This window comes from Methylobrevis pamukkalensis (genome assembly GCF_001720135.1).
Classification (GTDB): Bacteria; Pseudomonadota; Alphaproteobacteria; order Rhizobiales; family Pleomorphomonadaceae; genus Methylobrevis; species Methylobrevis pamukkalensis.
The window spans coordinates 1-12,110 of record NZ_MCRJ01000053.1 but is presented as its reverse complement, the minus strand read 5'-3'; the positions used below and the strand labels follow the sequence as shown (position 1 = coordinate 12,110).

The 12,110-nt window shown below is 69.3% G+C and carries 12 protein-coding genes; 2 read left to right on the top strand and 10 right to left on the bottom strand.

Features of this window, described 5'->3' with window-relative positions:
- Nucleotides 1–42: 42 nt before the first annotated feature.
- The 10 genes from A6302_RS10355 to fmt form a co-directional block, all read right to left on the bottom strand.
- A complete protein-coding gene (locus A6302_RS10355; protein ID WP_069306980.1) occupies nt 43–636 on the bottom strand; it encodes a hypothetical protein in 594 nt (197 codons plus the stop codon).
- Nucleotides 637–712: 76 nt separating this feature from the next.
- Nucleotides 713–1,915 (bottom strand): succinyl-diaminopimelate desuccinylase, encoded by a 1,203-nt coding sequence (gene dapE / locus A6302_RS10350; protein ID WP_069306979.1) that lies wholly within the window; start codon nt 1,913–1,915, stop codon nt 713–715.
- Between the two features lie 67 nt (nt 1,916–1,982).
- Nucleotides 1,983–2,537 (bottom strand): DUF805 domain-containing protein, encoded by a 555-nt coding sequence (locus A6302_RS10345; protein WP_069306978.1) that lies wholly within the window; start codon nt 2,535–2,537, stop codon nt 1,983–1,985.
- Between the two features lie 130 nt (nt 2,538–2,667).
- Nucleotides 2,668–3,510 (bottom strand): 2,3,4,5-tetrahydropyridine-2,6-dicarboxylate N-succinyltransferase, encoded by an 843-nt coding sequence (gene dapD / locus A6302_RS10340; protein WP_069306977.1) that lies wholly within the window; start codon nt 3,508–3,510, stop codon nt 2,668–2,670.
- A gap of 178 nt (nt 3,511–3,688) precedes the next feature.
- Complete coding sequence (locus A6302_RS10335) at nt 3,689–3,994, bottom strand: ATP-dependent Clp protease adaptor ClpS (RefSeq protein ID WP_069306976.1); 306 nt, start codon at nt 3,992–3,994, stop codon at nt 3,689–3,691.
- A 185-nt stretch (nt 3,995–4,179) separates the two neighbouring features.
- Complete coding sequence (locus A6302_RS10330; RefSeq protein WP_069306975.1) at nt 4,180–4,854, bottom strand: alpha/beta hydrolase; 675 nt, start codon at nt 4,852–4,854, stop codon at nt 4,180–4,182.
- Nucleotides 4,855–4,953: 99 nt separating this feature from the next.
- Nucleotides 4,954–5,904, bottom strand: coding sequence for a ring-cleaving dioxygenase (locus tag A6302_RS10325; RefSeq protein WP_069306974.1), 951 nt, complete (start codon nt 5,902–5,904; stop codon nt 4,954–4,956).
- 152 nt (nt 5,905–6,056) lie between these two features.
- Nucleotides 6,057–7,778 (bottom strand): AMP-binding protein, encoded by a 1,722-nt coding sequence (locus tag A6302_RS10320; protein ID WP_069306973.1) that lies wholly within the window; start codon nt 7,776–7,778, stop codon nt 6,057–6,059.
- A gap of 156 nt (nt 7,779–7,934) precedes the next feature.
- Entirely contained in the window at nt 7,935–8,672 is a 738-nt protein-coding gene (truA, locus tag A6302_RS10315; protein ID WP_069306972.1) for a tRNA pseudouridine(38-40) synthase TruA, read from the bottom strand.
- Between the two features lie 8 nt (nt 8,673–8,680).
- On the bottom strand, nt 8,681–9,616 hold the full coding sequence (fmt, locus tag A6302_RS10310) for a methionyl-tRNA formyltransferase (protein WP_069306971.1): 936 nt from the start codon (nt 9,614–9,616) through the stop codon (nt 8,681–8,683).
- A 367-nt stretch (nt 9,617–9,983) separates the two neighbouring features.
- Here fmt and repA point away from each other — a divergent pair, with 367 nt between their 5' ends.
- Together repA and repB are read left to right on the top strand one after the other, a co-directional pair.
- Nucleotides 9,984–11,171, top strand: a complete 1,188-nt coding sequence (gene repA, locus A6302_RS10305) for a plasmid partitioning protein RepA (RefSeq protein ID WP_069306984.1) — start codon at nt 9,984–9,986, stop codon at nt 11,169–11,171.
- Nucleotides 11,168–12,110, top strand: a 943-nt coding sequence (gene repB / locus A6302_RS10300; protein WP_169833556.1) for a plasmid partitioning protein RepB, incomplete at its 3' end; no start/stop codon positions are given. The genes repA and repB, both read left to right, overlap by 4 nt.

Here is a 12,110-nt window from a genome sequence, read left to right as displayed (position 1 = left end):
CGTCTCGCGGCCGCGCGATCTCGGGACCGCTCCAGGTCCGCTTCAGGCCGCGAGCATGTAGGAGAACAGCACGCCGACCAGCGCCGACAGCAGGAAGTCCATGACGATCAGGCCGGCGGCGACGGCATTGCGGTCGCCGAGAATGCGGCGAAGCACCAGGAAGCCCGCGCCGAGCGCCGCCCAGCTCAGGATCATCACGATGTCGGTGGTGGTGTTGCGGGCGATGATGCCGCCGAGATAGAGGGCGAACACGAGCGTGACCGGCAAGGTGACGAGCGGCTTCAGCCAGTTGTAGGCCACGACCAGCGGCACGTAACGCCGCGTCAGATCCAGCGGCCGGGCCAGCACCGCGAGCCCCAGCGGGAACAGCACGTATTCCGCGACGACCACGACGATCATCGTGGCGGTGAAGCGTTCCACCGGGAAGAGATCCGGCGTCATCGCCGTGCTTTCGAGGATCATCTCCCGCTGCGCCAGCGCCATCACGACGTAGAACGGCGCGAGCAGGATGGCGACGAGGAAGGAGCGCCAGAAGCCGGCATAGCTGGTGTCGAGGCGCTGCAGCGCGTTCGGCCTGCCGAGGGCAAGATCGACCACGGCGCGGACCGAAACGACGATTTCGGACGGACTCAGCATGCGGGCCACGTCGCTCGGGTCGCGCCGGCCGCTGCGACGGCAGGGCCGTCCATTCGAGTATTCCGCGGCCGAACGATCATGCGAAGTAATCCTCCAGGAATTGCCGGTAGATCGCCGCGAGCGTCCTCAGATCCTGAACGGGCACCCGCTCGTCGATCTGGTGCATTGTATCGCCCACGAGGCCGAATTCGACCACCGGACAATAGTCCTTGATGAAGCGGGCATCCGAGGTTCCCCCGCCGGTGCCGAGTTCCGGCGTCCGGCCCGTGACGCGGGCGACGGCGGCCGACAGCGTCTGCACGAGATCCGGCGCCTGGGTCAGGAACACGTCGGAGACGACCGGCAGGAAGACAAGCCCCGTCTCGATCGGGCCGAGACCCTCGCGGCGCAGGCTCGGCAGATCCGCCGCCCGGGCAAGGCGCGCGGCAATTTCCGCCTTGAGGCTGTCGGCGGTCCACAGGTCGTTGAACCGGACATTGAATCGCAGTTCGACCTTGGCGGGGATGACGTTGACGACCTTGGTGTCGGTCTCGGCCGAGGTCACCTCGAGGTTGCTCGGCTGGAAATCCGCCGTGCCGGCGTCGAGCGGCGGATCCATCAGCGCGGTCAGCACGGCGGGGAGCGCGCGCAGCGGATTGTCGGCCAGATGCGGATAGGCGACATGGCCCTGCACGCCGCGCAGCGTGATGATGCCCGACAGCGAGCCGCGCCGGCCGATCTTGATCTGGTCGCCGAGCGCGCGCGGATTGGTCGGCTCGCCGACGATGGCGCCGGAAAAGCGTTCACCCCGTTCCTTCGCCCAGGCGAGCAGCTTCACGGTGCCGTTGACCGAGGGACCTTCCTCGTCACCGGTGATCAGGAAGGAGATCCGGCCATCGAAGTCCGGGCCGTGGTCGGCGAGAAAATCGAGGGCGGCGGCGAGGAAGGCGGCGATGCCGCCCTTCATGTCGACGGCGCCGCGGCCGTAGAGCAGGCCGTCCTCGAGGGCGGCGGCAAAGGGCGGATGGCGCCAGGCGGCAAGGTCGCCGGGCGGGACCACGTCGGTGTGGCCGGCGAAGACCAGATGCCGGGATCCGCCGCCGATCGCGGCGAACAGGTTTTCCACGTCCGGGGTGTCCGCCTCGCGGAACACGGGCCGATGCACCGCAAAGCCGCGCGGCGCGAGGATTTCCTCGATCAGGGCGAGCGCGCCGCCCTCCTCCGGCGTGACCGTGGGACAGGCAAGGAGCGCTTGCGCAAGATCGACAGGGTCCGGGCGAACGTCGGAAAGCGTAGTCATTTCTAGGGTGTACCGGGGTCGGCGTGAGCGGTCAATCGCCGAGCGCGCAGCCCCGTCACGGGAGAGGTCACACCCGTCGGCCGAACACCGGCTTGCCGGGCCCGCTGCCGCCCTGCATCGGGCGCGGCGTGGCGACCCGCGGCGCCGGCGGCGTGTATTCGGTCCGCTCCACGCGCGGCACGCTGCGCACGGAGCGCACCGGTGCCGGCTCGGGGTCTTCGTCGAAGGTGCTCGGATCGAACAGCGCGCCTCGGGTACCGTAGGTGTTGGCGCCGGGCGTTCCGGGCAGGAAGCCGCATTCGATCAGCACCCAGATCGGACCGATGATCGGCACGAAATTCATGACGAGCCAGATGGCGCTCTTGTCGCGGTCATGCCAGCGCTTGATCTGGACCATGAAGCCGCTGATCGACATGGCGAGCAGCACGACGACGAGCGCAAGGCCGAGCACCGCGCTGCCGGCGGAGAGCGAATCGGGCGACTCGAACCCCGTTCCGCCGAAGACGAAGACGAGGCCGAACCACAGCACGATCATCATGAAAAAGGAAAGAAAGCCGACGCCCCAGTAGCCGAGACGTCCGATGCGCCCGCTCGGGCTGAAGAGCAGTGCCAGAAACCCCATGAGCCCCCTCCGCTGGCAAAACCGCGATGAAGGAGATCATGGGGCCTAACCGTTGCTGAACCGCTACGCGACATCGTCAACGAGTCATGTATTTCTGTCGGCCTGCGGTGGCCGGACCCTGCTTTCCCGGTCAGTCGCGCAGCAACTCGTTGATCGAGGTCTTGGAGCGGGTCTGTTCGTCGACCCGCTTGACGATCACCGCGCAGTAGAGCGAGGGACCGGGGGTGCCGTCGGGCAGCGGCTTGCCCGCCAGCGAGCCGGACACCACCACCGAATAGGGCGGCACCTTGCCGATGTGGATCTCGCCGGTGGTGCGGTCGACGATCTTGGTCGACGCGCTGATGAACACGCCCATCGACAGGACCGAGCCCTCGCCGACGATCACGCCCTCGACGACCTCGGACCGGGCGCCGATGAAGCAGTTGTCCTCGATGATGGTCGGGCCGGCCTGCATCGGCTCCAGCACGCCGCCGATGCCGACGCCGCCCGACAGATGCACGTTCTTGCCGATCTGGGCGCAGGAGCCGACGGTGGCCCAGGTGTCGACCATGGTGCCGCTGTCGACATAGGCGCCGAGGTTGACGAAGGACGGCATCAGCACCACGCCCGGCGCGATGTAGGCCGAGCGGCGCACGGTGCAGTTCGGCACGGCGCGAAAGCCGGCCGCGGAGAATTCGGCAGCGCCCCAGCCGTCGAACTTGGACGGTACCTTGTCCCACCAGGTGGCGTTGCCGGGGCCGCCGGGGATCACCGACATGTCGTTGAGGCGGAAGGACAGAAGCACCGCCTTCTTCAGCCACTGGTTCACCTGCCAGCTGCCGTCGATCTTCTCGGCCACGCGCGCCTTGCCCGAATCGAGCAGCGCCAGCGCCGTTTCCACCGCGTCCCGGACCTCGCCTTTCGTGGCGGTGCTGATCTCGGCCCGGGCGTCCCAGGCAGCGTCGATGGTGGCGGCGAGCGTCGTGTCGGTCATGGCAGTCCCCGGCTGGCGTCGATCATGGCTGCGCAACCAGGCAGGCGGTGCCACCGGTTGCGCAAAATCGGCCGGACCCTACAGCGGATCGCCGGGCGGGGCCAGAGGACAATGGGCCGCCGCAGTCAAGGCATTGCAAGGGGATGGGGAGGCGCGCGGGGCGGGCTGTCCCTGGCCTTTACTCGTCCGGCTCGGTCGTGAACAGCAGGGCAAAGCCGGCCTCGCGCGCAAGATCGCCGGCCTCCGACGCCTTGGTCTCGGCGATGTCCTGGGCATAGACGGCGATCACGCAGGCGCCGAGCTTGTGGGCCGTCATCATGATCCGGTAGCTGTCGTCCTCGCCGAGCCGGAACACGGCCGCAAGCACGAGCATGACGAACTCGCGGGGCGTGAAGTCGTCGTTGTGGAGGATCACCTTGTGCAGCTGCGGCCGCCCGAGCTTCAGGCTCGTCTTCGTGCCGCGATCGATGGTCGTGTCGCGCATTTTCGGTCCTTTCCGGAGCGCGGGCGAGGCCGGCCGCCTCGTCAGGCGGCCAGATCGTGGCTCCAGAGTCTGAATTTCGAGCCTGATCCTCCGGACCGGACCGCATCGGTCCGATTCGGTTCCAGGGGGCGCGGGTGGAAGACGGCAGGGCGACCCCTGCCCACCCCCGCGCCGCGCCGGATTGATCAGGACGCCATTGTATCGCCTGCGATGCCGCGCAGCAATTCGCGCACCATGCCGATTTCCTCGATGTTGACCATGTGGCCCATGCCGGGGAAGATCCGCACCGTCACCTCGGCGCCGAGCCGGTCGAAGGCCTCACCGGAGGCGATCACCCGCCCGAGCGGGATGTGGGCATCGACATCCGAACAGCCGAGGATCACCGGTGTTCCCTCCATCGACCCCTGATGACCGGAAATCTCGGCATCGCTGCCGATCAGGCCGCCGCTGAGACCCACGACCCCGCCCCAGCGGCGCGGCGTGCGGATGGCATATTCCTGGGCGAGACAGGCGCCCTGCGAGAAGCCGGCCAGCACGATGCGCTCGGCGGGGATGCCGCCGGCGATGATGTCGTCGGTCAGCTTGCCGATCACCGACAGCGCCGAGTCCAGATAGGGCTGGTTGTGCGCGGTCGGCACGAGGAAGCGCTGCGGATACCAGGTGTGATGGGTCGCCTGCGGCGCGAAATAGGCGACGTCGTCGCGGCCGAAAGCCTCGGCAAGGCCGAGAATGTCGGCGGCCGACGCGCCGCGGCCGTGGACGAGGACCATCGCGATGCGGGCGGTGTCGAGCGCGGCGCCGGCGCGGCTGATCGTCTGCCCGGCGTGGGGGCCGTCTCCTCCGGTGATGGCAAGGCTCATGATGCAGGTTCCTGTCGGGTTCGGATGAGGGCGGAAGCTTGCGGCGCGGGCAAGGCCCGGACGCGCCGGGGGCGGCGTCCGGACCTTCGCTGCGGCGTATCAGAGCGGCTTCAGGTTGCGTTCGATCTCCGCGCGCCGGCCCTCGAGGAAGGGCGGCAGCGACAGGGTCTCGCCGAGGGTCTCGAGCGGCTCGTCGGCGACGAAGCCGGGAACGTCCGTCGCGATCTCGAACAGGACACCGTTCGGTTCGCGGAAGTAGAGCGAGCGGAAGTAGTAGCGCTCGACCTCGCCACTGGACGGCACCTGGAAGCCGCGCACCCGTTCGGTCCACTGGCGCAGGCCGTCGTGGTCGGGGGTCCGGAAGGCGACGTGGTGGACACCGCCCGCCCCTTCCCGGGCGACCGGCAGGCCCGGCTGCACCGCGACGTGAAGCTCGGAGGCGGCACCGCCCGCGCCCATCTCGAACACATGCACCCGGCCTTCGGGCGCCTCCGGCAGGGCGTAGTCACGCACCTGGCGCATGTTCATCACACGGGTCAGCAGCGGTTCGGTGCGCGACAGGTCCGGTACGCTCATGGTGATCGGGCCGAGGCCGCGGATCTGGTGCCCGGCCGGAACCGGGCTTTTCGCCCAGGGATGGGTCTCGTAGGCGCCGCCGTCGTCCACGAGAACGAGGCGCTGGCCTTCCGGGTCCTCGAAGGCGAGGCTCGCCCGTCCGTCGCGCTCGGCGACGTCGCCGGTGGTGACACCGGCGCCGCGCAGGCGGTCGCGCCACCAGCCGAGGCTGTCGCCGGCGACCCGGAAGCCGGTGCGCACCACCGAATGGGTGCCGCGGCGGGCCGGCGCGGTCGGCCAGTCGAAGAAGGTGATGTCCGAACCGGGCGTGGCGGCGCCGTCGCCGTAGAACAGGTGATAAGCGCTGGTGTCGTCCTGATTCACGGTCTTCTTGACGAGGCGCATGCCGAGCACCTGCGTGTAGAAGGCGGCATTGGCGGCCGCCTGCGAGGTGATGGCGGTCAGGTGATGAAAGCCGCCGAGGTCGAGGGTCATGGAGGGTCTCCGCATGGGTTGGAAAGCGTCACGTCAGGGGACGCTTCGTTGACCTCAATATCGTCGTGAACAACCCTACCGCCAACCTGCGGAATCATGATGAGATCGTTACGCATAGTGTGAACAATCGCCCCTTGATCCGTGGCAAACCCTCACGTGCCGGCACGGCTCTGCGGCCGGGCGGCGTCCTCCCGCAGGGCCACCCGCATGATCTTGCCGACGTTGGTCTTGGGCAGGGCGTCGACGAAGCGGATCTCGCGCGGGACCTTGTAGGCGGTGAGGCCGGTGCGGCAATGGGCGCGCAGCGCCTCCGCGTCGATGTCGCTGCCGGGGCGGCGCACCACATAGGCGACCACCGCCTCGCCGGCGCGTTCGTCGCGCCGTCCCACCACCGCCACCTCCGCGACGGCCGGATGACTGGCAATCACGTCCTCGACCTCGTTCGGATAGACGTTGAAGCCGGAGACGATCACCATGTCCTTCAGCCGGTCGACGATGGCGACGCGGCCGCTCTCGTCCATCACCGCCACGTCGCCGGTGCGGAAATAGCCGTCGGCGGTCATGGCGCGCGCGGTCTCCTCGGGCTGGCGCCAGTAGCCGGCCATCACCTGCGGCCCGCGCACGCAAAGCTCGCCGCGCTCGCCGGTGGCGACGGGCTTGCCGTCGATGTCGCGGATGGAGATGTCGGTGGAGGGCAGCGGATAGCCGATCGTGCCGGTGAAGGCCGCGATGTCCGGCCGGTTGGCGCAGACGACCGGCGACGTCTCGGACAGGCCGTAGCCCTCGACGATCGGCCGGCCGGTGGTCGCCTGCCACTCGCGGGCGACGGACGACTGGACCGCCATGCCGCCGGCCACCGCAAGCTTGAGCCCCGAGAAGTCGACCGTCCGGAAATCGGGATTCTGCAGCAGCGCGCGGGCGAGCGTGTTGATCACGAGGATGGCGCTGAACCTGCGGCGCTTCAGGGCGGCTATCAGGGTGGGAACGTCGCGCGGATTGGCGATCAGCACCTGGCAGGCGCCGATCCGCACCATCACCAGCGCCGAGCAGGTCAGGGCGAAGATGTGATAGAGCGGCAGCGCCGTGATCGTGACATGCCGCTCCGCCGGATCGAGGAAGGGGCCGATCCAGGCCTCGACCTGCAGGACGTTGGCCGCGACGTTGCGGTGGGTAAGCATGGCACCCTTGGCAAGGCCCGTGGTGCCGCCGGTGTACTGCAGGAAGGCGATGTCGTCGGGTGCGATCGCCACCGGCTCCGGCGCGGCGCGGGGCCGCAGCACGGTGGAAAGCCGCACGGCCTCCGGCAGGCGGAAGGCCGGCACGTTCTTCTTCACATGGCGCGACACGGCGTTGATCAGATGACCCTTGAGGCCGAGCAGGTCGCCGGGCGCCACGAGCACGAGGCGGTGGAGGGGACGCCCGGTCAGCGCGGTCTCGACGGTCGTGCCGAAATTCTCCAGCGCGAACAGCACGCGGGCCCCGGAATCGTCGAGCACGGCGGCAAGTTCACGGGCGGTGTAGAGCGGGTTGACGTTGACGACCGTACAGCCGGCGGCGAGCGTTCCGAACAGGACCGGCAGGAAGGCCATGACATTCGGCATCATGATCGCCACCCGGTCGCCGGGGCGCAGGCCCTCGGCCTGCAGCCAGGCGGTGACGGCGCGGGCGCTGCGCTCCACCTCCGCATAGGTGCGACGCACGCCGAAACTCTCGACCGCGTCATGGGCCGCATGGCGGCGGAACACCTCGTCCATCATCGCTGGCAAGGTGACAGGCCCGGCGGGGGCGATCTCCGCCGGCACGCCATCCGGATAGCGGGCGAGCCAGGGCCGCGCCGCATAGGCGGCGGCCGCCTCGTCCTCGGTCGAGAGCATGGACTGTGTCCTCCGATCAGCCCGCATCGTCACCCGTGAAGGGCTGACGTTGCGTATGCCCGCGCGCGCCTTGCCGGCGTTCTGCCTTTTCACGCGGGATGATGAAGATGTGGTGCCGATCGGCGCGGACACCAGACCGGGCGGACCTGTCCCGGCTCAGTATTCGACGGTGGTGAGCGACAGGCCGTGGGCGGGAGCGACCGGCCCGCAGGCCTTGCGGTCACGGGCCTCCAGCGCCGCGGCGAGATCGGCGACCGTCCAGCTTCCGTCGCCGACCTTGCGCAGCGAGCCGACCAGCGAGCGCACCTGATTGTGCAGGAAGGAGCGCGACCAGACGTGAAACACGATCGCCTCACCCTCGCGGGTGATGTCGATGCCGTCGAGCGTCTTCACCGGGCTGCGCGACTGGCAGTGGGTGGAGCGGAAGGTGGTGAAATCGTGGTGGCCGACGAGAACGGCGGCGCCCTCGCGCATCGCCGCCACGTCGAGCGGCTTTCGCACGTGCCAGGCGCGGTGGCGGTCGAGCGCCAGCGGCGCGCGGCGGTCGACGATCCGGTAGTGGTAGTGGCGGCGCGTGGCTGAAAAGCGCGCGTCGAAACTCTCGTCGGTGACGCTGGCCTCGAGGATCGCCACCGGATGCGGCTCAAGGTGGAAGTTGACCGCGTCACGGAAGGTGTCGCCGCTGACCACCTTCTCCAGATCGACATGGGCGACCTGCCCGGTGGCGTGAACGCCGGTGTCGGTGCGACCGGCCCCCTTCAGTGTCACGGTCTCCGGCGTCAGCTTGCCGATCGCCTGCTCGATCACGCCCTGCACCGACACGCCGTTGGCCTGACGCTGCCAGCCGACGAAAGGCGTGCCGTCATATTCGATGAGCATGCGGTAGCGGGGCATCTCGTTCCTCAGCCGGCAAAGGACTGGCCGGGCGCCAGCCGCGCGCCGCGCAGGAAATCGGAAAAGGCCATCGGCTTGCTGCCGGCCCGCTGCACGGACACAAGGCGCACGGCACTTTCGCCGCAGGCGACATCGCCCTCCGGGGACAGAAGCGTGCCGGCCACACCCGTCCCCTCCCCCGCCGCGATCCGCAGCACCTTCACACGCTCCGGCCCTTTGCCGAGATCGGCTTCGAACCAGGCGCCGGGAAAGGGCGAGAGACCGCGGACATGGGCGCTGACGACGGCGGCAGGAAGGTTCCAGTCGATCCGGGTCTCGGCCTTGTCGAGCTTCCGGGCGTAGGTCGCGCCCTCCACTGCCTGCGGCGTGAAGGAGAGGCCGCCGCGCGACAGGGCGGCCAGCGCGCGAACCATCAGGTCGGCGCCGAGGACGGCAAGCCGGTCGTGAAGGTCGCCCGCGGTGGTCTCGGCGCCGATCGCGACCCGTTCGGCCATTGCCACCGGACCGGTGTCGAGCCCGGCCTCCATCCGCATCACCATCACCCCGGTCTCGGCGTCGCCGGCCATGATCGCCCGGTTGATCGGCGCGGCGCCGCGCCAGCGCGGCAGCAGCGAGGCATGGAGATTGAGGCAGCCGTCACGCGGCGCATCAAGGGCCGCCTGCGGCAGGAGAAGACCGTAGGCGACCACCACGGCGACGTCGGCGTCGAGATCGGCGAAGGTCCGGCAGGTGTCCGGATCGCGGAAGGAGAGGGGCGTCAGCACCGGCAGGCCCAGCCCGTCCGCCTTCTCATGGACGGGCGAGCGGCGCTCGGCCATGCCGCGGCCGGCGGGGCGCGGCGGCTGGCTGTAGACCGCGACCACCTCGTGGCCGTGGCCGACGATTTCCATCAGGGTGGGAACCGCAAAATCCGGCGTTCCCATGAAGACGATTCGAAGGCTCAAGGGGTCGCTTCCGCAAGATCGGCTGGAGTCCGGGCGACATGCGCCCATGCGGACGCAAAGGTCAATCCCCGGATCGGCCCGCTGCGCCAGCAAGGCCAGGGCTGCGCATCGAAGATGGCGGGCAGGACGGCATCTTCGTGCGTTTGTTTGCGAATCAGCCCCAGATGAGCGGCAGGCGTGGCTCCGTGCCGACCTCGCGGCGCGGCTGACACGGCGGGTTCATCTGCGCCGTCAAGATTCTGTTAACCTTAAACATCTGGACAGCGCCGCAGAATCGGCCCTTTCTGGTTCCGACGATAAAAATACCCAAAGGCGGATAAGTCCGTCGGAGATCGAAAGCGTGCCGCAGGACCAAAAGACCGTCGCGATGCCCGCGGGCTCATCCGCGACGATCGCCCGATTCGCGAGCCTGCTGTCCGGCCGGCTCAACGACCTGCGCGAGGCGCTCTACGCGCCGGAAACGCAGAAGTCGCTGCGCAGCTTTTCCACCCAGGAGGTGGCGAGCCTGCTCGGCGTTGCCGAATCGACCGTGCGCCAGCTGTCGCTCGATGGCGAGGGCCCGGAGCCGGAGCGCTTTTCCAACGGCCGCCGCGCCTATCGCCTCGGCCAGATCAACGAATTGCGCCGGTTGCTCGCCGCCCGCCGCCCGGCCGAGGCCCTCGATTTCCTGCCGCATCGCCGACCGGGCGACAAGCTGCAGGTGCTCGCCGTCGCCAATTTCAAGGGCGGGTCGGGCAAGAGCACGACCACCGTGCATCTCTGCCACTACCTCGCCCTCAAGGGCTACCGGGTGCTGGCGATCGACCTCGACCCGCAGGCGAGCCTCTCCTCGATGTTCGGCTGCCAGCCGGAGTTCGACGTCGGGCCGAACGAGACGCTCTATGCGGCGATCCGCTACGACGACGAGCGCCGGCCGCTGCGCGACGTCGTGCGCGAGACCTATTTCCCGGGGCTCGATCTCGTCCCCGGCAATCTGGAACTTGCCGAATTCGAGCATGACACGCCCCATGCGCTCGCCCGCGACGACCGCGGCGGCGACATCTTCTTCCGCCGGCTGTCGTCGGCAATCGCCGACATCGATGCCGATTACGACGTGGTGGTGATCGACTGCCCGCCGCAGCTCGGCTTTCTCACCCTCGGCGCGCTGTTTGCCGCGACCGGCCTGCTGATCACCGTGCATCCGGCGATGCTGGACGTCGCCTCCATGGGCCAGTTCCTGCTGATGACGTCGGACCTGATGTCGGTGGTCGAGGAGGCCGGCGGCGTGCTCTCCCACGACTTCATCCGCTTCGTGCTGACCCGGCACAATCCGCATGACGTGCCGCAGGTCCATGTCGCGACCCTGCTGCGCTCGCTGTTCGGCGATCACGTGCTGACCTCGCCGGTGCTGGAGACGACGGCGATCGCCAACGCGGGCCTCGAGAAGAAGAGCCTTTATGAACTGGAGCGGGCGGCCATCGGCCGCGAGACGCTGAACCGGGCCCTTGAATCCGTCGACGCGGTCAATGCCGAGATCGTCGGGCTGATCGAGGCCGCATGGGGACGCAGGACATGAAACCGAGCGAACGCAACAAGCGGCTGCACGCCCTCGTCACCGGCATTCGCGGCGACGGCACCGAGCCGCCGGCCGCACCGGCGCCAAGCCCAGCCGCCCCTGCCCCGCGCGTGGGCGCCGGCAGCGTCGGCGCGGTGCGCGAGGCGCTGACCCGGATCGAGAGCGAGCGCGACCGGCTGGAGGCGGAGCTGAAATCGGGCGCCGCGGTGGTCGAACTCGACCCGGCCGAGATCGACCCCTCGCCCTATCCCGATCGCCTCGGCCACGGCGGCGAGGCCTTTGCCGCGCTCAAGGCCTCGATCGAGGCCAAGGGCCAGGAGATCCCGATCCTCGTCCGGCCGCATCCGCAGCGCGCCGGCCGCTATCAGGTGGTCTACGGCCACCGGCGGCTCGTGGTGCTGCGCGAACTCGGCCGCAAGGTGCGGGCGGTGATCCGCGATCTCGACGACGAGAACCTCCTGCGCGTGCAGGGCGTGGAAAACGCCGCGCGCGCCGATCTCACCTGGATCGAACGGGCGATGTTCGCCCGGCAGATCGAGCTGTTTGCCCGCCATGCGGCGCGGCAGGGGCTGGAGGTGACGAAGCTGACCATGGAGGCGCTGGCCGTCAGCGCGCCCGAGGTGTCGCGCTTCCGCACGGTGACCGGCGTCCTGCCGGCCGAGATGATCGAGGCGATCGGCCCGGCGCCGAAGGCCGGCCGGCCGCGCTGGGCGGCGCTGGCGGGGCTGGCGCAGCAGGATCCGCGCGCGCTGGCCCGGGTGACGGCGCGGATCGGGCAGGCCGACTTCGCCGACCTCGACAGCGACGCGCGTTTCCGCGCCGCCTTTGCGGCCGCGCAAGGCGGTGTGGCCAAGGCGGAGGGGCGCGAGCCGGCAACGCTCTACGAGGTGCGGCGCAGCGGTGCCGGCCTCAAGGTTGCGGTCCGCGATCCGGCGTTTG

Bases quoted from the DNA above. Each gene is read 5' to 3' on its own strand.
- A6302_RS10330 (WP_069306975.1), bottom strand. From the start codon at position 4,854: ATGAGCCTTGCCATCACCGGAGGAGACGGCCCCCACGCCGGGCAGACG.
- A6302_RS10325 (WP_069306974.1), bottom strand. From the start codon at position 5,904: ATGACCCTCGACCTCGGCGGCTTTCATCACCTGACCGCCATCACCTCG.
- truA (WP_069306972.1), bottom strand. From the start codon at position 8,672: ATGCCCCGCTACCGCATGCTCATCGAATATGACGGCACGCCTTTCGTC.
- A6302_RS10355 (WP_069306980.1), bottom strand. From the start codon at position 636: ATGCTGAGTCCGTCCGAAATCGTCGTTTCGGTCCGCGCCGTGGTCGAT.
- dapE (WP_069306979.1), bottom strand. From the start codon at position 1,915: ATGACTACGCTTTCCGACGTTCGCCCGGACCCTGTCGATCTTGCGCAA.
- A6302_RS10335 (WP_069306976.1), bottom strand. From the start codon at position 3,994: ATGCGCGACACGACCATCGATCGCGGCACGAAGACGAGCCTGAAGCTC.
- A6302_RS10320 (WP_069306973.1), bottom strand. From the start codon at position 7,778: ATGCTCTCGACCGAGGACGAGGCGGCCGCCGCCTATGCGGCGCGGCCC.
- dapD (WP_069306977.1), bottom strand. From the start codon at position 3,510: ATGACCGACACGACGCTCGCCGCCACCATCGACGCTGCCTGGGACGCC.
- repA (WP_069306984.1), top strand. From the start codon at position 9,984: ATGCCCGCGGGCTCATCCGCGACGATCGCCCGATTCGCGAGCCTGCTG.
- A6302_RS10345 (WP_069306978.1), bottom strand. From the start codon at position 2,537: ATGGGGTTTCTGGCACTGCTCTTCAGCCCGAGCGGGCGCATCGGACGT.